Origin of the sequence: Acinetobacter lwoffii (genome assembly GCF_024129115.1) — a bacterium.
In the GTDB taxonomy this organism is placed as follows: Bacteria; Pseudomonadota; Gammaproteobacteria; order Pseudomonadales; family Moraxellaceae; genus Acinetobacter; species Acinetobacter lwoffii_T.
This window is the reverse complement of record NZ_JAMXXO010000007.1, coordinates 34,303-59,678: the sequence shown is the minus strand read 5'-3', so window position 1 is coordinate 59,678 and position 25,376 is coordinate 34,303. Positions and strand designations below refer to the sequence as shown.

Sequence of the window (25,376 nt, the reverse complement as noted above, 5' to 3'; positions counted from 1 at the left end):
ATGACATTCATAGGTCTAGAAGATTTTTACCAGAGTATTCTGAATGCCATAAGTTGGTTTAAATCCTGATATTTTTCAGGATTTTTGGCCTTGAGGAATCTTGACTATATTGATCCTCTTACTTATTTTTATATTTATAAAAATCATATGTTTATTTATGGTTAAAAGATAATATTTTTTGTCTGTATCTCGATAATTGTACAAAAATCAGCTAATCTTAAATGCAGAATAAAACAGCATCATAATAAGGATACTTCTATGTCACGTGATTACAATCAATTTCCGGACGATGAAAATGGCAATGTACTGTGGCAAATGCATCAGGATGGCGACGACTTGCAAGAGGCACATGAAATTGAATTTTCGATTGCCTTTGCGGATGAAGCGCAGGCGGATCGTTGTGCCTTGCATCTATTAAAAGAAGAGCAAAAAATCAGCCTGTTTCAGGACGAAGAAAGCGATACCCTGGAATGGATCATCACGATTTATGTGTATATGGAACCTGCTTACGAAGATATCGTGGATCTGGAACAATGGTTCAGCAAAATCGCGGCACAATTTCAGGGTGAATATGATGGTTGGGGTTGCATGGCCTATGTCTATGATGATGAGTTGGATGACGAAGAGGGCAGCCTGCGTAGTAGCTGAGCATGCTTGTATTTAAATGATTTAAAGTAAGAAACCCGGTGCTGCCGGGTTTTTTTATTGCTCTATTTAATCGTTATATGAAGATTTGAGCTTAAGTATAGATACATACTCATTATATATAGCCAGCTCAAAACTGGATAAAATAACTCAGATGAGTACTTAACTCAGGCTGATGATGCTGAGGATTTTAGTTACAACAAATGCAGGGAATATCCCGCAATAAAAAATAATAAGAACAAAGGACAAGAAAAAATGAGTTACACCTTAAAAATGCATCGTGTGTTTAGCGCACCACCGGAGCGGGTGTATCGTGCCTTTGTGCATCCGGATGCACTGGCCAAATGGCTGGCACCACATGGCTTTATTGCCAAAGTAGAACATGCGGAAGTCAAACCTGGCGGCAGCTATAAAACCACCTTTACCAATTTTTCTACCGGGACCCAGCATCATTTTCACGGCATTTATCATGAGGTCATTCCCAATCAGCTGCTGCGCTATACCGATCAGTTTTCTACCCCCGACCTGCAGGGGGAAATAGAGGTAACGATCATCTTTGAAAAAGTCTCAATCGGTACCGGTTTGCATATTATTCAGGTGGGTTATCCGGATGTGGTGCCGCCCGCGGTGTGTCATTTGAGTTGGCAAGAATCACTGCAACTCCTGTCTTTGCTGGTTAATCCGCAGATTTCAGACAATTAATTCCTTCGATCTCCTGTGTTGGTTGCATTCTCATGTCCTATCCATGAGTGCTCCAGACAAAGATGCTATACTGTGCGCTTATTTGTTTCATTTATTTTATTTTTCTCTTTTTTTCGAGGTTCTTATGGGTCTGCCAAACTGTCCAAAATGTCAATCTGAATATACCTATGCAGATGGCGATCTATTGATCTGTCCTGAATGCGCACATGAGTGGAAAGAAGGTGAAGTCACTGAAGAACAAGTGATCATTAAGGATGCCAATGGCAATGTGCTGGCAGATGGTGATAGCGTCACGGTGATTAAAGACCTGAAAATCAAAGGTTCATCTTCAGTGGTGAAAGTGGGCACCAAAGTCAAAAGTATCCGTTTGTTGCCTGATGCTGCAGATGGGCATGATATTGATTGTAAAATCGAGGGAATCGGCCCGATGAAACTGAAATCCGAATATGTGAAGAAAGCTTAAACTTAGCCCTGGACTAAAATTCTGACGAGAGAATAATACGGTTGATCTATCGTATTATTCTCATTATTGCTGAAATTCGGGGCTGATCATTTTCCTGCCGCTCTGATCCTCACGTTTCGATTTGAGATCCCTTTAATGCCGCACCTGCATCTGGAATATTCTGATAATCTGCAACATATCGAGATCAAATCCTTATTGGTCGCGAGCCATCAGGCACTTTTTAACGCCGGCTATGTCACCGATCCCAATGATTTAAAAAGTCGTGCGATTATGCAGCAGGATTATGTGATTGGACTGAATCTTGTTACAGATCAGGCCTATGTGCATGCCAAAGTTTCACTGTTGAGCGGGCGCAGTGTCGAAGTTCGTCAGGCGATTTCCGAATTGGTGCTCGACGTCATGCAGCAATATATTGCGCCACAGCCTGAATTAAAAATACAGCTTTGTGTCGAAATCATTGAAATGCCAAAGCAGACTTATCGTAAAGCCATTATTTGAATGATGGCTTTTATCTGTTGATATGACATGGATCAAATGCCTTAAAACTTTATCAATGCCATACGAAATTTATAAACAGATCGACTTGGGCTGTAACAGCTCGCTATCTTATTCAGATCTAAAATTATTTCTATTTTTAAATGACGCTTTATGTCATTTACAGGCATGCGATAAAAGTTCTAAAGTAACTTTTAATCGCTGCTGATTTTTGAATCATCCAATCTAGAAACGGCATATTCATCCTGATTGAAATAAAAATAATTTAAAAAAATAATCTTCAGGTGAGCTGAACCGAATCAGGCAGTGGGAAGAGCAAAGCGAGAATAACGCTTTAGCACAGGCAAAATAATAAGAACAAAAGATCAGAAATCCGGTGAGTTGATTGAATTCCTATTTCAGGTCTGACTTGTCCGGTTGAGGAAAATTTGATGCAGATTTTTGGGGATGAACAATTGGCTCGGGAAGTCATGGCATTTCTTCAGGAGTGGGACAATGCCATAGCCAGACTCGATATTCAGGATATTGTTCAATTATGCCGACCGGAGATTCGTCTGGTCGATGTCAGTATGGAAGTCAAAGGTGTTGAAGCCTATCAGGCACTCTGGCAACAATATCGAAGCTTTATGCCGGAAGGAATACGCATCGAACGCCAAGATATTAATATTCATGTCACTTCTGATCTGGCTGTAGTCGATGGTTATGTACGGGTGAGTTATGCGGTGATTGAACCGATTTTCCAGCTGGGCTGGTGTCGGGTCAGCATGTGCCTGAGCAAGCAGCAGGGCAAATGGCAATTGCTGCATCAACATACTTCAGTCCCTGTGCAACTCGAAACCCGGAAAATGCGCCGGATCAAAAGCGTGAGTTAATCTATTTACCTGAAAAGATTTAAGTGAAATATCTTTGCAAATGATTACAGGAATACCTTTGTAACAAAAATATAGAAAGTCCTAAATTATGTTGAAGGAATAATATTTTAGGACTTTTCAGGTGGATAACAACAAGAACAGTCAAGTAAAACCAAGACAGGCCAACCTGCAACAACAGACTGAAGTATTGATGCCGGATCAGTCCGAGCGGCAGCGCACCCAACATGCACTCAGAATGATGGCAGGCTTTGTAATTGCTGCTGTCGTCATGACGGCATTGTATTTTGGCCGTGATATTTTTATTCCGCTGGCTTTGGCCATTCTGCTGGCATTTTTACTTTCTCCTCTGGTTTCCCGTTTAAAGCGCTGGGGCTGTCCCCAATGGGCGGCGATTGGCCTGGTCATGTGCCTGACCTTGTCATTTCTGGGTGGCACTGCAACTTATCTGGGGGTGCAACTTGGCAAGCTAAGTCAGGAACTGCCGCAATATCAGGACACCATCCAGCAAAAACTGAAAATGCTCGAAAACTATCGTCAGGGACCGAGTATGTGGGACGGTGCGATCCAGACCTTTGACACAGTAGAAAATTCGATAGACACACCCGAACAGGAAACAGAAGACCCGAATGTGCAGAATGTCAAAGTGGTGGGCCTGGAACCAACGAGTGAAGAGGCTGCGCTGGACTGGCTGAATAAAATCCTGAATCCACTGGCGATTATCGGGATTGTGTTTCTGTTTATGGTATTAATTTTATTCAATGGCAAAGACCTGCATGACCGCTTTCTGAAACTCTTGGGCGGTAATCTGAATATCGGCACCGATGCGCTGGATGATGCCGGCAAAAGTATCGGGACCTATTTGCGCATGCAGCTGCTGGTCAATGTCACTTATGGTATTCCCATGGCGATTGGGCTGTTATTGATTGGCGTGCCGGCAGCGATCATGTGGGGGCTGGTCGCGGTGGTTATGCGTTTTGTACCCTATGTTGGCCCGATCGTTTCAGCTATTTTCCCGATTACACTGGCTTTCGCCGTTGATCCGGGCTGGGACATGGTGCTCTGGACTGTGGGCTTGATACTGGTGCTGGAACTCATCAGCAATAACGTGATTGAACCTTGGCTCTATGGGGAAAGTACCGGTCTGTCTACTTTGGCAATTATTCTGGCGGCCACGTTCTGGACCACTCTTTGGGGACCAGTAGGGTTGATCTTATCGACGCCTTTGACTGCCTGCCTGCTGGTTTTGTCCAACTACGTGCCGGCACTGGGTTTTGTTAAAACTTTGCTTGGCAGTACGCCAGTATTGTCACCCTCCGAACGCTTTTATCAACGACTGGTGGCTGATGAAGTCAATGATGCAATGCAGGTAGCCAATGATTACATCTGTGCGCAATTACCGAAAAAGCCCAGTGCAGAGGAGGTGGCCCGTCGTGTACAAATGTTCTATGGCGAAGTGGCCATTCCAGCCATTCGGATTTATTCTCAAGGACATGATACTGATGTTACTGCCGAGCACTGGTTGCGTCTTTATCAGGGCTTACAGTTCTTTAATCATGCGTTTCAAAAAGCCTATCCGAGTAAATTAAGTACCGAGCAGCCCGAAGTTTATTGTGTCGGTGCGCGTTGGGAAATTGATACCCAAATTTCTGCCATGGTGGCACACGCGCTGAATCTCAAAAATATTGCTGCCCGAAATGATTCGGATGTGCTGATTCAATCGAGTGAATCAGGAAAGGGTATTGTACTGCCAGCTTCGATCAAGATTTTATGTGTGTCGATTTTTCATCATGCGCCTGCGGCACAGATTCGGTTGCTGAAATATAGACTGGCGCAGCAATATCCTGAACTGAAAATTATTTTTGCGACTTGGAGCGTGATGCAGCTGGAGCTTCTGGATGAACTGCAACAACGTTTTGAGCTGGAGGCACTGATCAATAATGTCGATGATCTGATTCTGACTATCGAAACTTATACCTTGAATGAAGGCGAAAGCTGGTTTGAGAATCTGGAGATCAAGAATGAAAAAGAACGGCAGCAGGCTTTAAATGAATTGGGATTATTAGATCACCGTCATCAGATCCTTTATAAACAATATATTGAAGAAGCCCGTCAGGCTTTTGATGTTGATTACGCACAAATTTCCTGGCTAAATCAGCATGAAATGTATATTCCAATCAGTCCTTTTACGTCAGAGCCTGTTGCAACCCGACAAATGTGCAAGGATTCAGTCTGCACCCATTTACTCTATCAGAATGAGCCTCTGGTGATAGAAGACTTGCAGCGTGATCCGCGCTTTCCACATCTTTCAGAGTTAAGACAGCATCATATCCGTTTCTATGCCGGTGTGCCCTTAAAAGATAAAAATGGAATTGCGCTTGGGAGTCTGTGTCTGCTGGATAAACAACCGAGGCAGATGCAGGCCGAAGATATGATTTTACTTAAGGCTTTGGCGCAGGATTTAATGGCGACTTTGAGCAATGAGCGCAAGAAAAAAGATAAACAGAAGCAGATTGAGCAGATGCAGCCAGCCACCTCGGCAAGCATTTTAAATAAGGACTAGATGATGAAACAAAAATGGATCTACAGCATCAAAATTATGAGTATCATATTTAGTCTAGCCAGTATCAGCTCATTAAGTCTGGCCGCCATTCAGGGCCTGCATTTTTCACATAAAGACTGGGAAATTGCCTGTGATAATACCGGCACTTGCCGTGCTGCCGGTTATCAATCGGATCAAGATATCGATCAGCCGGTTTCTGTGCTATTAGAGCGTGCGGCGGGTGTAAACAGTGTTATCAAAGCCCAAGTCCAGATTTTATCCTTAGTTACTGCCACACCTACACGACAGCTTCAATTGCAAATTACCAGTACACCTTATGGTGTGATTGGTCTGAATCGGGAGGGAATAGGGCAACTCAATAGCAGTCAAACACGTGCCTTGCTGAAAGCTGTACAGGGAACAGCTCCAGTTGTCTTTAAAAATGCGCAATCACGCTGGAACCTGTCGACTTCCGGTGCCAGTGCCGTTTTACTCAAGATGGATGAATTTCAGCGTCGACTTTCTACGCCCTCAGCCTTGATCAGGCCGGGGAAAAAATCCAATCAGGCGGTGCTCAAAGCTGCAGCGATACCGAAAATTCAGATACCAAAATATCAGTCAGGCAAAGTCACTCAAGCAAAACTGAATACGGCAACAAGTCAGCAGATGATTCGAAAACTGCAAGCCACCACCAAGGAAGATCAATGTGATTTGCTGTTTAGCCAGCGTTTTCTGGATGATGATGTTATGACCATTTATCCCATTAATGCCCAGAATCAACTGATTCAGATTCCATGCTGGCGTGGGGCTTATAATATGGGTAGTGGCTTCTGGCTGATGGATCGAAACAAGCAATTTAAACAGTTGGTGACGACCTCGGGAGAAACATTTAACCAAGGCCAGATATTTTCCGGGCATAAAGTGCGTGGTTTGGGCGATTGTCTGAGTCAGAACGAATGGGCCTGGAATGGCAAGAAATTTGTCAAAAGCTTCAGTGGTCTGACCGTACAATGCAAAGGCTTCGCCGGTGGTGCTTGGAATTTACCGACCTATGTAAGCAAAATCATTTATCAGGCCAAATAGTATTGTTTATAAAATATCAGTGATAAAAAAGCCTGAATGACTCAGGCTTTTTTAGTTTTGATTTTAAGAAGTGTGATCTTAAAAACGCTTTGGAATTCTCTGGCCATTTGGAACAGGAATTTCAGCATTTTTTAATACCCCAAATAACCAGGTTTCAGCATGCTGTACCGCAGTTTTCAACTGATCACCCATGGCCAGACGTCCGGCAATGAAACTGGCCAGTGAACAGCCTGAACCATGATATTCACCTGGCAGACGTGGACAGCGAGTTTCGTTGACCAGCTCACCTGCGATATATAGGCTGTTCTGAATGTAATCTGGCGTATCTTCATGGCCACCTTTGACCAAAACTGCCTGTGCACCCATTTCAAATAATTTTTGAGTGGCCAGTTTGAGGTCTTGCTCACCCGTCAGGGCACGCAGTTCAACCGTATTTGGCGTTAAAATGGTGGCCAATGGAATCAACTGGGTAAATGCTTTGACCAGCGTTTCTTGATTACCCAGCGAACCGCCACTATTCGCGACCAAAACCGGATCCAGCACATACAGATAATCTGGATGTGCAGCCAGAAACTCGGCCAGTGCTGCGATATTGTCTGTGGTGCCTAACATGCCAGATTTTACGCAACGAATGGGCAGGTCATTGACCACCGCATTGGCCTGTGCCAACAGCAATTCTCTGGAAGTGGCTTCGAAACCAAAAACCTGCTGTGAATTTTGAATAGTGAGGGCTGTGCAGGCAATTGCCGCATGTGCACCACTTTGACCAATGGCTTCAATATCTGCTTGAAGGCCGGCTCCACCTGAAGGGTCTAAACCGGAAAAGCAAAGTACGGTAGGGCGCAAAATGATGTCCTTCATTCACTAAAATTGCATTAGTATAGGCAAATTTGAATGAACTCTCGATATTAATTTATATCGGTACTAATGAGAGGGGATGGGCGGTGATTAAGAATATTTTAATTGATCTGGATGGGACATTAACCGATCCGAAAGTGGGGATTACGACGTCTGCACGCTATGGTCTGGAAAAGATCGGTCATCCGATTAGTGACGAGATCAATATCGACTGGATTATTGGTCCGCCCTTAAAAGCCTCGCTTGCCAAAATTTTAAATGTTGAGGCCGATCATGTTCTGGCTGAACAGGCCGTGATGGGTTATCGGGAGCGCTTTGCAGTCAAGGGTCTCTATGAAAATCATGTTTTTGAGGGTGTAGCAGAAACGCTGGCAGAACTGAAACGCCGTGGTTATCGCTTGTTTGTCACTACAGCAAAACCGACAGTGTATGCCAAACAGATTCTGGAACATTTTGATCTGGCCCAGTATTTTACCGAAATTTATGGTAGTGAGCTGAATGGCGAGCGAACCAATAAAGCTGAGCTGATTCAGTATATTTTAGAGCAGCAAAAATTACAGGCGGATCAATGCATGATGGTCGGTGACCGTGAGCATGACATTTTTGGTGCCCGTCAAAATGGTATTGATACTATTGCGGTAAATTATGGTTATGGCAGTCAGGAAGAGTTAGCACTGGCACAGCCAAAATATAAAATTGACAGCTTTAATCAGTTGCTAGATTATTTTAAATAAACCCTAATTTTCGCTTATTTTATTTGAGCTGATTTTTAGAGATGTTTTTGTTTATAAACTGGTTCATCTATACAGATCAATTCTCTTATTAGATTGTTATCTCAATAAAAATCCCGCTTAATGCGGGATTTTTGCTCTTGGACGAACATTTAAAGCGTCAAAAACCAGGTCGACGCCAACACCACCATAATGATGATCACCAGTAAAATGTTGATGATCGTCATTCGATGTTGGGGTGGAACTCTGGCTTTGGTCAGAGCATTTCCTGCATGGTCAAACAGGATGACATTTTGCACGCTACTTTCATAACCGAGTTCGAGTAATGCGCGCTTTTCAACTTCGGTTAAACCGTCTTCGGGCAGATCCATGATTTGCAGCAATGCTATAGAGCTAAATAACTTCTTCATTACCGACGAAGGTAACAGTTGTTTCAGCGTCACCACGGCTGCATCAAAGTCGGCAATAATACTCCGCGGATGGGCATAGGGCACATCGGGTAGCAGGGTATGCGTAATCGTGCCATCTATATTCATCAGCTGCATTTTATCTTTATAGATTTGCACCCATACAGCATCTGGAAATTTCACTAATTGATCTTGCAGCATGGATAAAGTCTGATTTTGCTGATATTTAGTCATTAAATAATCGATAAACAAATCCCGCATCAAGACGGGATTTGTAAGGTTCGGTTATTTGGCAGGAGCACCATATTCATTGTTTTGTTGCTTGGTTTCAGTTGCCCACCACCAGATCAGTACCAGTATACCAATCACGGTAAGCGCCAGTAATTGCCACCAACCAGAGCGCCCTACATCATGCAAGCGACGCGCGCCAACGGCCAGACTTGGGACTAGAAGTGCCAGATTAAGCAGGCTATTCACCAGCGGTTTAGTGCCTAAAACTGTATCTATGACCTCAGCAATAATGCCTAAAATTACACAAAACAGCATAAAGAACCAAAATTCTTTACGGCGTGCACGGCCGGAAAAGTTTGCATAGTTGGTCAGACATTTTACAAACCAGTCAATGCTGCTGTAGTTTTCCTCGGCCTGATCCAGATTGGAATATTTGCCGAGCTGACTGGAAATTTTTTCTCCCAGATAAATAGAACTGCCTGAGGTTAAATAAACCTCAGATGCTTCACCCGCGGTATTGACGATAAAATCGACCCGATCGCCGCGTGAAGGTGGACGCTCACTACGCCAGGCTGCGCCATTAAAGCTATAGCGCTGATTATCATCCCCTGAGATAAAACCGGTATTGTGTTGAATAGAAAAATCAAGGATTGAACCTTTCATGCTTGTTCTCGTCTATTAAGCTAGATTATTGTTTTAAAGCGACGCAATTTCTTATCAGAATAACTTTAGCATAATCTAATTTTTAAAAATTCATAGTGGAATGGCGGAAATTTTCTCATGTTTTTAAAAGCCTTATCGCAATAGTGGTTCAGTATTCAATCAACAAAAAATGTGGCGTTGCATGATTCGAAATGAAGAAAATTAAATAGTAATGGAGCTGATTTATCTCTGAATCTTTTATAAGAAATTAAAGCTAAATCTATCTGATGAATATCAAATTTTTCTTTGGAACTATGGTTTGATTTTGTTAAATTTAATATGATGATAAACAAATACTTATAATCTTTAAATTTACAAAAAGTATATAATAATACTAATAAATATAACATTATATTCATACTTTTTATCTATTAGTGACAATTTTTTAAAATCAACAAGTGTATAATAAAAAGCTTTATATTGTGATGAAGGTATCACATTCAATGTATCTCTCCTCATTATCGAAGGCCGTTTACCTTTGCTGTGCCTCTTTCATCTTAACCACGACCACTGTGCATGCTGAAGCTGCTTTCAGTTCAGAAAGTCCGTGGATGCTCGGTGACTGGAACGGGCAACGTACAGCGCTCCAAAACCAGGGCTATGATTTCAGTTTTGGTTATACCGGTGAAATGGCAACCTTGATCGATGCGCAAAGATCTTCAAACCATAGAACTGAATATGCGGACCAGTTTGTTTTTGGGGCACATCTGGATCTGGCAAAAATTGCAGGTTGGCAAGACACTGAAGCACAAATAACAGTGACCCAGCGTAACGGTCAGTCACTGTCTCAAAGCGCTGCTGCTTTAAACGGTCATTTGAGTTCAGTACAAGAGGTCTGGGGCCGTGGTCAAACCTGGCGTCTGACTGATTTATGGATCAAGAAAAAATTCCTGGAACAAAAACTGGATGTGAAAGTCGGGCGCTTCGGTGAAGGTGAAGACTTCAACAGTTTTGACTGCGATTTCCAGAATCTGGCCCTATGCGGTTCACAAGTCGGGAATTGGGTTGGCGATCAGTGGTACAACTGGCCTGTAAGCCAATGGGCTGCACGAGTCAAATACAACATTAACCCTGAATTTTATGCCCAGGTCGGTGTTTATGAATACAACCCTGAGAATCTGGAACGTGGTAAAGGGTTTAATCTGAGTACGGACGGCTCTAAAGGGGCAATGCTTCCTGCAGAAGTGGTTTGGGCGCCTAAACTGGGTGAACAGAAACTACCGGGTGAATACCGTGCCGGTTATTACTACAGTACAGCAGAGGCTGAAGTCATTTCCAATCCAGATCAAACCGATCATCACCATGGGGGCTGGATTGTTGCCAAGCAACAATTGACTGCACATCACGGAGATACTTCGCGTGGTTTGACCGGCTTTGTGAATGCGACAGTGCATGACTCCAAAACCAATAATGTCAGTGATATGCAAAATATCGGGCTGGTTTATAAGGGTGCAATGGATTCACGCCCTCAAGATGAAATCGCATTTGGTATTGCACGCATCAACATGAATGACGATGTCAGTGCTGACCGTGATCAAGAAATCGATGCAGAAATTTATTATGGCTTACATGCCACTAATTGGCTCACCATTCGCCCGAATGTGCAATATGTGCGTCACGTCGGTGCATATAAAGATGGTGAAAATGTCTGGGTGGGCGGAATCAAGTTTAATACGTCATTTTAAAATATAGTTTTTAGTTGCAAATACACTATTGAATCTCTAGGTGCTTTGTTGCAGTAATGGGCAATGCCTGCTTAAGACATTGATGTATTTATAACTCAGAATTTAACAATAAGGGTGCTCATGCGTGTCATGTGCATGGACTTTCAAAAAAACTTTTATAGGTGTTCAATATGAATACTTCATCATCAGGTTCAGTACTGAAAACAATTTTAGCGGTCATTGCCGCTGTTTTCGGTATAGGACTGCTGATTGGAGGGATTTATCTTGCAGTGCTGGGTGGGTCTTGGTACTACATCATTGCAGGTATTCTCTTTATTGCGACCGCAGTTCTCTTGTATAAACGAAAAAGTGCTGCACTCCTTGTTTATGCCATATTCGTTTTGGCGACAGTGGTGTGGGGGCTGTGGGAAGTCGGTTCAGATTTCTTTGCACTTGCGCCGCGTTTAGATATTTTAGGGCTGTTTGGTCTGGCCCTGCTGATTCCGGCTACCACACGTGGCTTTGATCATGCTAAAACCGCGAAAATTGCCTTGGGTGCTTCATTAGCCATTACCATCGCTGTCATGATTTATGCTGTATTTAATGACCCGCAAGAAATTCGCGGTGAATTAAAATCCCAGCAGCCTGCAACTCACCAGCCAATTCCCGGTGTGGCAGATGAAGACTGGCCTGCTTATGGTCGTACCCAGTCCGGTTTACGGTATTCACCGTTAAAGCAGATTAATACTGAAAATGTCAAAGATTTGCAGGTGGCTTGGGAATATCACACGGGCGAATTCAAGACTGAAAATGACTCGGGTGAAACCACCAATCAGGTTACCCCAATCAAGGTGGGTGACAACATGTACATCTGTACCACTCACCAGAAATTGACTGCGCTTGATCCGGCAACCGGTAAGGCGAAATGGACCTATGATCCAAAGCTGAAAGCTGATCATACCTATCAGCATTTAACCTGCCGTGGTGTATCTTATTATGATGTCAACAATACGGCTGGTTTTGAAAGCAGTCTTGCTGCTAAGAAAACCACCTCGGCTGAATGTCCACAAAAAGTCATTTTACCGGTCAATGATGGGCGTCTGGTTGCGGTAAATGCAACCACCGGTAAAGTCTGCTCTGACTTTGGTAAAAATGGCGAAGTTGATCTGCAAAAAGATATGCCATTCCCATATCCAGGCGGTTATATTCCAACCTCACCGCCTGTAGTCACCGGCACCACCATTATTATTGCAGGTTCAACTACCGACAACTATTCAACTGAAGAACCATCGGGTGTGATCCGTGGTTATGATGTCAATACCGGTGAACTGCTTTGGGTATTTGACACAGGCGCTGAAGATCCGAATTTGATTCCTGCACCGGGTCAAAAATTTGTACATAACTCTCCAAATGCTTGGGCACCTTTGGCCTATGATGCAGAGCTGGATATCGTCTACGTACCAACGGGTGTCGGTACCCCGGATATTTACGGTGGTCACCGGACTGAACTGGACGAGCGTTATGCCAACTCGATGCTGGCCTTGAATGCAACGACCGGTAAGCTGGTATGGAACTTCCAGACTACCCATCATGATTTGTGGGATATGGACGTACCTTCACAGCCGACATTGACCGAGATTAAAGATAAAAATGGCAATATGGTTCCAGCCATTTATGTCTTGACCAAAACCGGGAATGCTTTTGTGCTGGATCGCCGTAATGGTAAAGCCATTGTGCCGATTACCGAAAAACCGGTACCACAATCTGTGAAACGCGGACCTCAAACCAAAGGCGAGTTCTATTCTAAGACTCAACCATTCTCTGATTTTAACCTGGCGCCACAAGATAAATTGACCGATAAACAGATGTGGGGTGCGACCATGTTTGACCAGTTGGTCTGCCGTGTTGCATTCCATAAACTGAATTACGATGGCATTTATACCCCACCTTCTGAAAATGGGACACTGGTCTTCCCGGGCAATTTGGGTGTGTTTGAATGGGGTGGTATGTCGGTGAATCCGGACCGTCAAATTGCATTAACCAACCCGATTGGCCTGCCATTTGTATCAAAACTGATTCCTCAAGATCCGAACCGTCCTAAGACGGCTAAAGGTGCAGGTACAGAAGCCGGCGTTCAACCGATGTATGGTGTGCCTTATGGCGTTGAAATCAGTGCGTTCCTGTCTCCGTTTGGGCTGCCGTGTAAACAGCCATCATGGGGCTTTGTTGCAGGTGTGGACTTAAATACTCATGAAGTGGCCTGGAAACGCCGTATCGGTACCATTCGTGACAGTATGCCAGGCATTCCATTGCCGCCATTCAAAATGGGTGTGCCGATGCTGGGTGGACCTATTTCAACTGCGGGCAACGTGATGTTTGTGGGTGGAACTCAAGATAACTACATCCGTGCCATTAACGTGAACAACGGTGATGAACTATGGAAAGGTCGTCTACCTGCAGGTGGTCAGGCTACACCAATGACCTATGAAGCCAATGGCAAGCAGTATGTGGTCATTATGGCAGGTGGTCATGGTTCCTTTGGCACCAAAATGGGCGACTCTCTGGTGGCTTATGCCTTGCCAGACAATAAATAGTTGAACCTCTAATTAAGTATGAAGGAGCCTGATTCGTCAGGCTTTTTTATACGCTATTGTTGAATGCCTACATCGAGTTTTAAGGACACAGAGAAATGATGTTGATTTGTTGCTGAAAGCCCAATTTCATTCAGATCGCATTAAAATAATATGCTTTGTATATGGCTGATTTTAAGCGAAATTCAGATAAAGGATTAATTAAGTCTAAATTTATCGAACACAGAATTTTTAAGCTCAAAATATTCCTATTCATTGAGCGAACTATATGTCATCGAATTAGCATACTTATTTGGTATCGATGCTTAAAACAAAATGAGTTGAATCATGAGATGTACGCCATCTCGATAAGGTATTTGCCGCATTAAACCACTTTCAAATAAGGCCTGTCATTTATGTACCAAAGCCCGAAATTTCCATTCGTGAGATCGACCTTGTCCTGCCTGATTGCTTGCGCAGGTCAGAACATTTATGCAGAAAATGACACACAAGAAGTCCAAAGGTTAGACACGATTTTCATTCAAGCGACCCGTACCGATCGGGAGCGATTGACCACACCGGCGTCAGTGTATTATCTGAATCAAAAACAAGATAACAGCCTGAATGTGAACCTTTCTGAAACATTAAAAGGTGTTCCGGGATTACAGTTAAACAATCGTGAAAACTATGCCCAAGACCTACAAATTTCGATGCGAGGCTTTGGGGCACGTTCCAGTTTTGGTGTGCGTGGTGTGCGTTTATATGTAGATGGAATCCCTGCAACGATGCCGGATGGGCAGGGACAAACCTCGAATATTGATTTGAACAGTCTGGATCATATTGAGGTTTTAGGTGGTGCATTTTCATCACTGTATGGTAACTCTTCCGGGGGGACGATTTTAACCACCACGCGAGAGGGGCAAGGTGCTGACTCGATTGAACTGGGGCATTCTGCAGGGAGCCAGAACAAAGGGCAGACCAAGCTGGTTTTGCAAGGCGGTGCAGAAAATGCCGATGAACCAGCTTATATCATTAGCTCCTCTTATTTTGATACTGACGGTTTTCGGGAGCATAGCGGCGCGCATAAAGTGCTGAGCAATGCCAAGCTGACCTGGGATCTGGAAGATGGCTCTAAAATCAACTGGATGAATAACTATGTCAAAATTGCAGCGGATGATCCGGGCGGTTTAACCCGAGAGCAGTGGAAGGCCAATCCTAAACAGGTAGTAAAAAATGTATTAGATTTCAATGCGCGCAAAGAAATTGAACAGGTTCAAACGGGTCTAACCTGGAATAAACCGATCAATGACCAGCATGAACTGTATGGTATGGCCTATTGGGGACAGCGTGAAGTTACACAATATCAGTCTATTCCGAAGTGTGCATATGTGAAAGATACGAATATTTGTATTCCTAGGACTATTCAGCAGGCAGCAAACCACCCGGGTGGTGTAATTGACTTTAACCGTAATTTTTATGGGACAGATTTACGCTGGACAGGTAAGGATATTCTGCCCAATACTAAACTGATTGCTGGTGTCGCCATTGATGCCATGTCTGAAGATCGTAAAGGCTATCAAAATTTTTTAGGTGATCGCTTGGGGGTTAAAGGTGAACTGCGTCGAGATGAAGATAATACCCTGTGGAATTTAGATCCGTATTTGCAAGCTTCTTATCACTTTGCTCCCGATTGGACTTTAGATGCAGGGCTACGTTATAGCAATGTGCATTTCAAAACCAAAGATCACTATATCGTTGATGCTGATGAGGAAGACGATAGAAATGGTAATAACTCAGGTAAAACTACTTATGAGAAATTACTACCTTCACTGGCTCTAAGTTGGCAAATTCTACCTGAATTTATGGCCTATACCAGCTATGCCCAAGGCTTTGAAACTCCTACATTTACAGAAATGGCATATCCTGCTGTTGAAAGTACTACGCCATTTACACTAGAGGCAGCATCAAGTGATACCTATGAAATTGGTTTAAAGTCAGATAACACCTTAGGGCAATTTACCGCAGCAGTATTTTATACAGTGACGGAAGATGACATTGTGCCTTTAAAAAATGAAGGTGGTAAATCAACGTTCCGTAATGCAGATCAAACTGTGAGACAAGGCGTTGAACTTTCTTGGAATAAAAACCTTTGGCGTGATTTAACAGCTCAAGCAAGCTATAGCTACCTTGATGCGACTTTTGATAAAGATAGTGCTAATGTTGAAGGTGCAACACCTATTCAAGAAGGTAATTATATTCCCGGTATTGCCAAGAATCAGGCATTCTTAAGCTTGGGTTGGAAACCTGAACAGGGTTTGCGTGCGGGTGTGGATATTCGTTATAGCGACAAAATCTATGTCGATGATAAAAACTCAGATGCTGCGCCAAGCTACACGGTTGCTGGCGCCAATGTGGGTTATCACTGGAAAATGCAGGATTGGGCGGTGAATACTTTTGCGCGTGTCGATAACCTGTTTGATAAAGATTATTCTGGTTCGGTGATTGTCAATGAAAGCAATAACCGTTTCTTTGAGCCGGCAGAAGGGCGGAACTGGAGCGCTGGTTTGAGTGTGACAAAAGAGTTTTAATTGTTATGTGATGTAAAAAAACCGCCAGTATTGGCGGTTTTTTTATGACAAACTATAAGTCATAAATGACAACTTATGTGTCGCGTGACGGTAAAAAACCTTACCAGCTTAACGCACCGCCAGTCTGATAGTCTGTTACGCGCGTCTCGAAGAAATTCTTCTCTTTACGTAAGTCCATCATCTCTGACATCCACTGGAATGGGTTATTCACGCCAGCAAACTGTTCAGGCAAGCCCAACTGTGCCAGACGACGGTTCGCAATAAACTTCAGGTATTCTTCCATCATGCCAGCGTTCATGCCAAGTACACCGCGTGGCATGGTGTCACGTGCGTATTCGATTTCCAGCATCGTACCTTCAAGAATCATCTGGATGATTTCTTCCTGGAATTCAGTGGTCCATAAACCTGGGTTTTCGATCTTGATCTGGTTGATCATGTCGATACCAAAGTTCAGGTGCATCGACTCGTCACGCAGGATGTACTGGAACTGCTCGGCAACACCATTCATCTTGTTACGACGGCCCATAGACAGGATCTGGCTGAAACCACAGTAGAAGAAAATACCTTCAAGAACACAGTAGAACGCGATCAGGTTGCGAAGCAGGATCTGGTCATTTTCAGGTGTGCCGGTTTTGAATGTAGGATCACTTAAAGACTGAGTATATTTCAGGCCCCACGCAGCTTTACGTGCAACTGACGGTACTTCACGGTACATGTTGAAGACTTCGCCTTCATCCATACCTAGCGACTCGATACAGTACTGGTAAGCGTGTGTGTGAATCGCTTCTTCAAACGCTTGACGCAAGATGTACTGACGGCATTCAGGGTTGGTAATATGACGGTAAATCGCCAGTACCAGATTGTTTGCAACCAGTGAATCGGCAGTCGAGAAGAAACCAAGTGAACGCATCACAATGGTACGTTCATCTTCAGTCAAGCCATTTTCAGACTTCCACAACGCGATGTCGTGGTTCATGTTCACTTCTTGTGGCATCCAGTGGTTTGCACATCCGTCCAGATACTTCTGCCAAGCCCATTCGTATTTGAATGGAACAAGCTGGTTCAAGTCTGCACGACAGTTGATCATCGCCTTGTCGTCAACCTGAACACGTTGTGCGCCCATTTCAAGTTCTTCAAGGCCTGGAGCAACATCAAGCTGATCTAGGGAAGCAGATGCTCTTGCCAGCGAATCGGTTGGATTTGATCCTCGGTTTTGAGTGGCTCTAAGGGGTTGTGCAGCTGCCACATCCGGCGATGCGTTGCCTGCATCAGATACCATCTGTGAATTAGTCGCTTTTTGCGGCTCGACGGGCGCAGGCTGCTGTTCAGGTGCAGCCGGTTTTTGCGAATCATCTTCGAAATCGTCCCAACTTAGGATAGACATATCAATTCTCTCTACGTTGCTTTATATCTTTTATGAGACATTCAGCTTGGCTGAGATGTCTTACTATACGCTTAATTTGTGTAAGCAAAATTAAGTTTTGTTGATGAATGCTCTAGTTTTATACAGGAGCAATAATCCCCACTACTTATTTTGCTTACGCTGCTGGCGAACTTTGAACCAGAAGTAAGCAATGGGTAAATAAAAGGTAATACCAAAGGAAATCAGCAATGCCGCAAGTCCTAACATGTAGTTATGAGTCATTGGAGGCATGATGGTGATTTCCTTTATTTTTATAGTCAGCCTATCAAATGATAGGCTGACTCAAATGAATAAAATATAGTGCGAACTTTGCTGCAAAATAAGGTATAGCTAGCACTATAGATAATTCCCAACTCTTTTTAAGAAGTCTTAAAAACTCTGTGAACATATAAGTGAGACAATTAAGCAAGCTATAGATGATTGGCAAATCTCTAAATCGCCAAAACCAAATAGCCGTAATCGCTACACTTACAAATCTTTGAAGAGACTTACGCTCTTCTCTGGTTAAATCAATTTTTCGACCAAAGATATCTTTTCTTTTTTTCATAATTCTTCCTTTCAGAAAAATTACGCTATACGTAGCCTAACGTTTAGAGAATTTCCAGAGAGGCCACGTGAGTAGCCTAATTTCTGAGTTCGATACCTTTAGTTAATTATTGACAAGCTTCACAATCAGGATTGTCAATTGAACATGCCATTGGCACTGGCGCCGCTTGAGCAAAACCTTCTTCCTCTGCAGGAGCTTCAGGTTTTTGCGCTTCAACCACCGGAGCTACTGCCGCAACAGGAGCCGCAACAGTTGCAGGTTTAACTGCATTCAATGCGCCAGTATTAATGGTTGATTTCTCAGCAGAAGTTGCACCCAATGCACGTAGGTAATAAGTGGTTTTCAGACCACGTAACCAGGCCATTTTGTAAGTGATGTCCAGTTTCTTACCGTTTGCACCAGCGATGTAAAGGTTAAGAGACTGCGCCTGGTCGATCCATTTTTGACGGCGTGATGCAGCATCTACGATCCAGCGAGTATCAACTTCAAACGCAGTCGCGAAGATGGCTTTAAGCTCTTCAGGAATACGGGAAATCTTCTGCACAGAACCTTCGAAGTGTTTCAGGTCATTGACCATCACCGCATCCCAAAGATCACGTTCTTTCAACGCACGTACCAGGTACGGGTTAATCACGGTGAATTCACCAGACAAGTTAGATTTCACATACAAGTTCTGGAATGTAGGCTCAATAGATTGCGACACGCCACAAATGTTTGAAATCGTAGCAGTCGGAGCAATTGCCATCACATTCGAGTTACGCATACCGTCTTTTTGAACTTTGGCACGTAAAGTGTCCCAGTCCAGACGTTGAGTGCGGTCGACTTCGAACATGCGTTCTGGACGAGTTTTCGCAACCAGATCAAGCGAGTCGATTGGCAGGATACCTTGATCCCACAATGAACCTTTGAATGTTTCGTATGTACCACGTTCAACAGCCAAATCGCTAGATGTTGAAATCGCGTAGTACGAAATCACTTCCATCGATTCATCAGCAAATTCAACCGCAGCATCAGAACCATAGGCCAGATTCATTTCGTATAACGCATCCTGGAAGCCCATGATACCCATACCAACCGGACGGTGTTTCAGGTTCGAGTTGCGCGCTTGCGGAACAGCGTAGTAGTTGATGTCGATCACGTTGTCGAGCATACGAACCGCAGTTTTAACGGTACGTGCCAGTTTTTCGCGATCAAGTACACCGCCTTGAACGTGTTGTACCAGGTTGATTGAACCCAGGTTACATACCGCGATTTCTTCTTTGCTGGTGTTCAAAGTGATTTCTGTACACAGGTTAGAAGAGTGAACCACGCCTACGTGTTGTTGTGGTGAACGCAGGTTACATACGTCTTTGAATGTGATCCACGGGTGACCTGTTTCAAACAGCATAGACAGCATTTTGCGCCACAAATCTTTTGCACGGATTTTCTTGTGCAACATGTTTGTTTCTTTGGCAATTGCTTCGTAATGCGCATAACGCTCAGCGAATTCTGCACCAGTCAAATCATGCAGATCAGGCGTTTCAGAAGGCGTGAACAGTGTCCATTCAGCATCTTCGAATACACGTTGCATGAACAGGTCAGGAACCCAGTTCGCAGTGTTCATGTCATGGGTACGACGACGGTCATCACCAGTGTTCTTACGCAGTTCAAGGAATTCTTCGATGTCCAGGTGCCAGGTTTCAAGGTATGCACATACTGCACCTTTACGCTTACCGCCTTGGTTCACTGCAACAGCCGTATCATTCGCTACTTTAAGGAATGGAACAACACCTTGAGATTTACCGTTAGTCCCTTTGATGTATGAGTTCAAAGCACGAACTGGTGTCCAGTCATTACCTAAACCGCCTGCCCATTTAGATAGCATTGCGTTATCACGCATCGCGCCATAAATGTCATACAGGTCATCATCAATCGTAGTCAAGTAGCAGCTAGACAATTGTGGACGTAACGTACCTGAGTTAAACAGGGTAGGCGTCGAAGCCATGTAGTCGAAGCTAGACAATAAGTTATAGAACTCAATCGCGCGCTCTTCACGGTTTTCTTCATTGAGCGACAAGCCCATAGAAACACGCATAAAGAACAATTGCGGAAGTTCGAAACGTACGCCATCTGAATGGATGAAGTAACGGTCAAATAATGTTTGCAGACCTAGGTAAGTAAATTGGTTAGAGCGTTCCGGTTGAATCGCCGCTGCCAGTTTCGCCAAGTCAAAGTTCAATAATTCTGGAGAAAGCAGCTCAAGCTCAATCCCTTTTTTCAGGTAAGTTTCCAGCGCATCGCCTTCAACTGTATCTACAGGTAGGCCCAGGAATTTCAAACCAGTCGCAACCAGGTCATCACGCAATAAACGTGCAGTCACATATGTATAGTTAGGCTCTTGCTCAATACGGGTACGGGTCGCCATCATCATCGTGGTCGAGATGTCCGACTCTTTTACGCCGTTGTACAAGTTTTTCACGGTCTCATCGACAATGGCTTGTACATCAATGCCTTCAAGGCCTTCTGCTGCTTTAGTAACATGCGCAGTTAAAGCACTTAAATCTAGTGGCTTGAGTTTGCCTTCAGCATCGGTAATTTGCAGGGTCGGGTGATGATGTGCACCTAACTGTTTACGTGCTTCAGAACGTTGTTCACGGTAAATGACATAAGAGCGTGCAACTTTCTGTTCGCCCGTACGCATTAGCGCAAGTTCAACTTGGTCTTGAATTTCTTCAATATGAATCGTTCCGCCAGAAGGTAAGCGACGTTTAAAGGTATTTAATACCATTTCCGTCAGTTGCTCGATACGATCATGGATCCGGCTCGAGTCAGCGCTTTGTTGGCCTTCAACCGCCAAAAACGCTTTACCAATTGCGACAGAAATTTTTTCTGCATCAAAAGCGGCAACATCACCGGTGCGTTTAATCACCTGAAGTTGACCAGGAGTTGAAGTGATTACGCTCATGTTAGCATAGCTCCATTGTCATCTATTTTTATGTTTATAGACCGTTTGAACTGGGCAAAATTCGTGCCACAGTGTTTGAGGAATAAACACAAGACCTAGTGGTTTTAAAATTAATTGAACACAAGATACGGGAAAATTTAGGGTAGATCAATATTGACATTTAGCTAAATATTTTTCTTAAGTTGTGCTTTAATCCTTGTAAAAATATCGCTATTTTTATTGATTTTTGTATAAGCCTTATCAGGCAAGGCATAGCATAACAAAGTCAAAAGAAAGTGCTTATAGATAACACTGTGGATAACTAAAAAGTGCTGAATCAAGCAGTCATATTTTGTCCATGTAATAGTTGTGTAAATCGCAAATCAGATCTAAGCCACTGTTTCAAGCATAATTGTCCAAAAAATGCACGATAAAATATTACAAAATGCTATCTTGATGTATCAGTTTGGTGAACGCTATCTTGTTTACAATGTAAACGTGTGTATATTGCAAGCATATTAAAAACGTATCTATTGGATTTCAAAAGGATACGCCTATAGCGTAGATCCACCAAATAAGGGGCAATACATGAGCCAAGAAGAAAAGTTACCCAAGATTTTAATTGTTGAAGATGACGAGCGTCTTGCCCGTTTAACGCAAGAATACCTCATTCGTAACGGACTTGAGGTGGGGGTAGAGCCGGATGGTAACCGTGCCATTCGTCGGATTATTGCCGAGCAGCCAGATATGGTGGTGCTGGATGTGATGTTGCCAGGTGCGGATGGCTTGACCATTTGCCGTGAAGTGCGTCCACATTATCATCAACCGATTTTGATGTTGACTGCGCGTACTGAAGATATGGATCAGGTTTTAGGTCTGGAAATGGGTGCAGATGACTATGTCGCTAAGCCTGTTCAACCGCGTGTATTGCTGGCACGTATTCGTGCATTATTGCGCCGTACTGATAAGGTACCTGAAGATGAAGTGGCACAGCGCATCGAATTTGATGATCTGGTCATCGACAACGGCGGTCGTTCAGTGACCTTAAATGGCGATCTGGTTGATTTTACCAGCGCAGAATATGATCTGTTATGGTTGCTTGCATCGAATGCTGGCCGTATTCTCTCTCGCGAAGATATTTTCGAGCGTTTACGTGGTATCGAATATGATGGTCAAGACCGTTCAATCGATGTACGTATTTCTCGTATCCGTCCAAAAATCGGTGACGATCCAGAAAATCCGAAGCGTATTAAAACAGTACGTAGTAAAGGTTATCTTTTTGTTAAAGAGACCAATGGTCTTTAAGCAAATGTGGTTTGTTGCTTGAACAAGCAGGATAAATTATAGGTGTTTAAACACAGTATATTTTTGCGTATATACGCAGGACTCGTCATCCTTGTCGTCTTGGTGGCGGTGTTCGGCTATCTGTTGGTACAGATTATCAACTATCAGCGTGCGCAAGAATATCGCGAATCCCTGACTGATGGTATGGCATATATCATCAGTGAAGGGGTTGCACGCCAGCCAAATCTCCAGCAAAAAATGGATTGGGTTTCTGATGCCTCCGATTTGCTGGAATTGCCCATTCACTATGTAGAAGCCAGCAAGGTCGACATTACCCGTGCTGAAGGACGCCGTATTGCCGAACGTAAGGCGGTGGTGCGTTGGGACGCCGAATCAGGTATTGCCTATATTGTGGTTGGGCTGCGCGATGACCCGGGTCATTACCTTTATATTAAGGCCGACAGCATTACTGAGCGCCAGATGAAGGCCTTACCAGTCTTTATCCTGGACTATCTGGTCTACTATCCAGGTCAGGAAAAAGAATATCTGGCTCGTATTCAGGATTATTTTTCTTATCCGGTTTCTATCGAAAATGTCCAGAATTTACCTTTAGATTCCGAGCAGATCGGGCGCTTGCGTCTTGATCACAGTATTATCCTGTATCGGGATAGTGCCTCAATCCGTGGCACCACCATTTCAATTATTTCGCCAATTCCAGGTTCGACCTCACAAGTCTTGGTGATGGGACCGGTGCCATTGTTTAACTGGATGCCATTCCAGTTAGCGACTGGTATTACCTTATTGAGCCTGTTTGTGCTGAGTCTGGGGGTGTATGGTTTGCTGGTGCCAATGCAGCGCAAGTTGCGTGAAGTCAGCTATGCCTTAAACAAAATGAAAACCGGTAATATGTCATTGCGTCTTCCTGTAGAAGGAAGTGACGAAATGGCAACGCTGGCCTCTAGCTTTAACAATATGTCTGATCATATTCAGCGCCTGATTGAAGCCCAACGTGAATTGATGCGTGCGGTGTCGCATGAACTTCGTACACCAGTGGCGCGGATTCGTTTTGGTGTGGAAATGATGGCAGATGAAGATGATTACGATTATCGTCTGCAACAGGTCGAACAGATTGATAAAGATATTGAGGCGCTGAATACCCTGATTGACGAGATCATGACCTATGCCAAGCTAGAACAGGGCATGCCTTCGATCGAGTTTGAAAAGGTCAATCTGTTTGAAGTGCTGAATCAGGTAGCTCTGGAAACTGAAGCATTAAAAACCCAGAAAATCATTGAGCTACATTCAATGCCTGATGTGGTGGTTGAGGCAGAACGCCGTTATCTGCATCGCGTAATTCAGAATCTGGTCGGCAATGCGGTGCGTTATTGCGACAATAAGGTGCTGATCAGTGGTGGTCTGGATCAGGATGGTCAGGCCTATGTCTCTGTTGAAGATGATGGCCCGGGAATTCCGGAAGTGGATCGTGCCCGGGTCTTTGAAGCCTTTGCCCGGCTGGATGACAGCCGCACCCGTGCTTCGGGTGGTTATGGTTTGGGTTTATCCATTGTCAGCCGGATTGCGTACTGGTTTGGTGGTACGATTCAGGTGGATCAAAGTCCGACGCTGGGTGGCGCGCGTTTTACCATGACCTGGCCGGCACAGCGTTATGTCAAGAAGAGTAAGCGCAAGATGCTAGAAAAAAAGCCTGAGGAAGCGAGTGATCATTTAGCTTGATATTGTATAAATGATTTTAGTCATAAAAAACGATGCATCGGCATCGTTTTTTATTAGGAGCGATTTTTATTCCTGAATGGTCGCATCAGGTTCAATGAGTGATTTACCCTCTTTTAAGCTTTGTAGCGCTTCAGAGTTAAAGTCGATCACCAGTTTGGTATTTTTCGCATCGACGTTATAACGCTGAATCAGTTTTTGGTCGCCTGATAACGTTTCGACTTTATATTCGTCAGCGATATTCATAATGCCATCCAGATTGATGCTGGAAGAAGCATGGTCCTCTTGAAAAAGTGCATGGATGTCACGTAAGTCAAAAGCCGCCTGGCTTATGTTGGGGTTTTTCTGGATGTAATTTTCTATATGTCGAACCAGTAATTGAGCAAATAAAAAATAATTAGGTCGATGGGAGAAGCGTAGAGACATGCAAGGACTCCTTATTGTTACTTTATTAATGTCATGATGTGGTTTAGAAATAGAAATAACATATTCTGAATCAGCCTGTTGAGCATGTTGCAAAAAGACACAATTGCCAATCCAAGATTACCAAGTAGCTGCAGGGGGTAAAGCAACAGTTAAATATAAAAAATCACATTAAATATCAAGTTAAATCAAATAGTTTGAAAGAAAAAATAGTTGTTAAAATAAGTTTTTATCCGATTTAACTTGGATTCAATAGTGAAAAGGACTATATCTAAATGGGTGGGCGAGAAAAGCAACTTATCGATCAGTCTGTTTTCTGGTAGCGCTATTTATAGAAAAATTAATAGATAATTAAAATTTAATTTAGGAAAACGATTAAAACGAATTCTGAATGATTAAAGTCAAATTAAATGCTGAAATGTCTAAAAAATCATCCCAAAGACTAAGGCTTATAAACTAGCAAGTGAAATCCAAAATCAGGTACAATTGGCGGGA

At 43.6% G+C, this 25,376-nt stretch carries 21 protein-coding genes; 13 read left to right on the top strand and 8 right to left on the bottom strand.

Annotated features, from left to right (window positions below):
• The first annotated feature begins 258 nt into the window (after positions 1–258).
• From NI470_RS07585 to NI470_RS07555, 7 genes are all read left to right on the top strand, one after another.
• Positions 259–648: a ribonuclease E inhibitor RraB gene (locus NI470_RS07585; protein ID WP_004732107.1), complete on the top strand. Its 390-nt coding sequence runs from the start codon at positions 259–261 to the stop codon at positions 646–648.
• Positions 649–900: 252 nt separating this feature from the next.
• Positions 901–1,347: an SRPBCC domain-containing protein gene (locus NI470_RS07580; protein WP_004732106.1), complete on the top strand. Its 447-nt coding sequence runs from the start codon at positions 901–903 to the stop codon at positions 1,345–1,347.
• Between the two features lie 124 nt (positions 1,348–1,471).
• Positions 1,472–1,810, top strand: coding sequence for a zinc ribbon domain-containing protein YjdM (locus NI470_RS07575; RefSeq protein WP_004645911.1), 339 nt, complete (start codon positions 1,472–1,474; stop codon positions 1,808–1,810).
• A 135-nt stretch (positions 1,811–1,945) separates the two neighbouring features.
• A complete protein-coding gene (locus NI470_RS07570) occupies positions 1,946–2,308 on the top strand; it encodes a 5-carboxymethyl-2-hydroxymuconate Delta-isomerase (protein ID WP_253148093.1) in 363 nt (120 codons plus the stop codon).
• Between the two features lie 428 nt (positions 2,309–2,736).
• Positions 2,737–3,177, top strand: a complete 441-nt coding sequence (locus tag NI470_RS07565) for a YybH family protein (protein ID WP_253148094.1) — start codon at positions 2,737–2,739, stop codon at positions 3,175–3,177.
• A gap of 121 nt (positions 3,178–3,298) precedes the next feature.
• Positions 3,299–5,737 carry an AI-2E family transporter gene (locus NI470_RS07560; protein ID WP_253148095.1) on the top strand — a complete coding sequence of 813 codons (2,439 nt, stop codon included), beginning with the start codon at positions 3,299–3,301 and terminating at the stop codon, positions 5,735–5,737.
• Between the two features lie 3 nt (positions 5,738–5,740).
• Positions 5,741–6,799 (top strand): DUF1176 domain-containing protein, encoded by a 1,059-nt coding sequence (locus NI470_RS07555; RefSeq protein WP_253148096.1) that lies wholly within the window; start codon positions 5,741–5,743, stop codon positions 6,797–6,799.
• A gap of 78 nt (positions 6,800–6,877) precedes the next feature.
• On the opposite strand, the gene NI470_RS07550 is transcribed toward NI470_RS07555, so the two are convergent.
• Positions 6,878–7,645, bottom strand: a complete 768-nt coding sequence (locus tag NI470_RS07550) for a hydroxymethylpyrimidine/phosphomethylpyrimidine kinase (RefSeq protein ID WP_035341206.1) — start codon at positions 7,643–7,645, stop codon at positions 6,878–6,880.
• A gap of 98 nt (positions 7,646–7,743) precedes the next feature.
• Here NI470_RS07550 and NI470_RS07545 point away from each other — a divergent pair, with 98 nt between their 5' ends.
• Positions 7,744–8,391 carry an HAD-IA family hydrolase gene (locus tag NI470_RS07545; protein ID WP_253148097.1) on the top strand — a complete coding sequence of 216 codons (648 nt, stop codon included), beginning with the start codon at positions 7,744–7,746 and terminating at the stop codon, positions 8,389–8,391.
• A gap of 149 nt (positions 8,392–8,540) precedes the next feature.
• On the opposite strand, the gene NI470_RS07540 is transcribed toward NI470_RS07545, so the two are convergent.
• Both NI470_RS07540 and NI470_RS07535 read right to left on the bottom strand, forming a co-directional pair.
• Complete coding sequence (locus tag NI470_RS07540; protein WP_338149782.1) at positions 8,541–9,056, bottom strand: hypothetical protein; 516 nt, start codon at positions 9,054–9,056, stop codon at positions 8,541–8,543.
• Between the two features lie 24 nt (positions 9,057–9,080).
• Positions 9,081–9,689, bottom strand: a complete 609-nt coding sequence (locus NI470_RS07535; protein ID WP_253148099.1) for a DUF805 domain-containing protein — start codon at positions 9,687–9,689, stop codon at positions 9,081–9,083.
• Between the two features lie 482 nt (positions 9,690–10,171).
• Here NI470_RS07535 and NI470_RS07530 point away from each other — a divergent pair, with 482 nt between their 5' ends.
• From NI470_RS07530 to NI470_RS07520, 3 genes are all read left to right on the top strand, one after another.
• Entirely contained in the window at positions 10,172–11,413 is a 1,242-nt protein-coding gene (locus NI470_RS07530; protein ID WP_253148100.1) for a carbohydrate porin, read from the top strand.
• A gap of 170 nt (positions 11,414–11,583) precedes the next feature.
• A complete protein-coding gene (locus tag NI470_RS07525; RefSeq protein ID WP_004732084.1) occupies positions 11,584–13,986 on the top strand; it encodes a glucose/quinate/shikimate family membrane-bound PQQ-dependent dehydrogenase in 2,403 nt (800 codons plus the stop codon).
• A gap of 392 nt (positions 13,987–14,378) precedes the next feature.
• A complete protein-coding gene (locus NI470_RS07520; RefSeq protein WP_253148101.1) occupies positions 14,379–16,550 on the top strand; it encodes a TonB-dependent receptor in 2,172 nt (723 codons plus the stop codon).
• Positions 16,551–16,650: 100 nt separating this feature from the next.
• On the opposite strand, the gene NI470_RS07515 is transcribed toward NI470_RS07520, so the two are convergent.
• The 4 genes from NI470_RS07515 to NI470_RS07505 form a co-directional block, all read right to left on the bottom strand.
• Entirely contained in the window at positions 16,651–17,934 is a 1,284-nt protein-coding gene (locus NI470_RS07515) for a ribonucleotide-diphosphate reductase subunit beta (protein ID WP_064096468.1), read from the bottom strand.
• 141 nt (positions 17,935–18,075) lie between these two features.
• On the bottom strand, positions 18,076–18,204 hold the full coding sequence (locus tag NI470_RS15775; RefSeq protein WP_005106195.1) for a hypothetical protein: 129 nt from the start codon (positions 18,202–18,204) through the stop codon (positions 18,076–18,078).
• A 34-nt stretch (positions 18,205–18,238) separates the two neighbouring features.
• The gene (locus tag NI470_RS07510) at positions 18,239–18,520 is read right to left on the bottom strand and encodes a hypothetical protein (protein ID WP_253144269.1); all 282 of its coding nucleotides are present in this window, start codon (positions 18,518–18,520) and stop codon (positions 18,239–18,241) included.
• 106 nt (positions 18,521–18,626) lie between these two features.
• Entirely contained in the window at positions 18,627–21,464 is a 2,838-nt protein-coding gene (locus NI470_RS07505; RefSeq protein ID WP_253148102.1) for a ribonucleoside-diphosphate reductase subunit alpha, read from the bottom strand.
• Between the two features lie 567 nt (positions 21,465–22,031).
• Between NI470_RS07505 and bfmR the strand changes: the two genes are divergently transcribed.
• Together bfmR and bfmS are read left to right on the top strand one after the other, a co-directional pair.
• On the top strand, positions 22,032–22,748 hold the full coding sequence (bfmR, locus tag NI470_RS07500) for a response regulator transcription factor BfmR (protein WP_004280782.1): 717 nt from the start codon (positions 22,032–22,034) through the stop codon (positions 22,746–22,748).
• Positions 22,749–22,790: 42 nt separating this feature from the next.
• Positions 22,791–24,461 (top strand): sensor histidine kinase BfmS, encoded by a 1,671-nt coding sequence (bfmS, locus tag NI470_RS07495; protein WP_004732077.1) that lies wholly within the window; start codon positions 22,791–22,793, stop codon positions 24,459–24,461.
• 66 nt (positions 24,462–24,527) lie between these two features.
• Here bfmS and NI470_RS07490 read toward each other — a convergent pair whose 3' ends face one another.
• Complete coding sequence (locus tag NI470_RS07490) at positions 24,528–24,884, bottom strand: hypothetical protein (RefSeq protein WP_004645876.1); 357 nt, start codon at positions 24,882–24,884, stop codon at positions 24,528–24,530.
• Between the last annotated feature and the right edge of the window lie 492 nt (positions 24,885–25,376).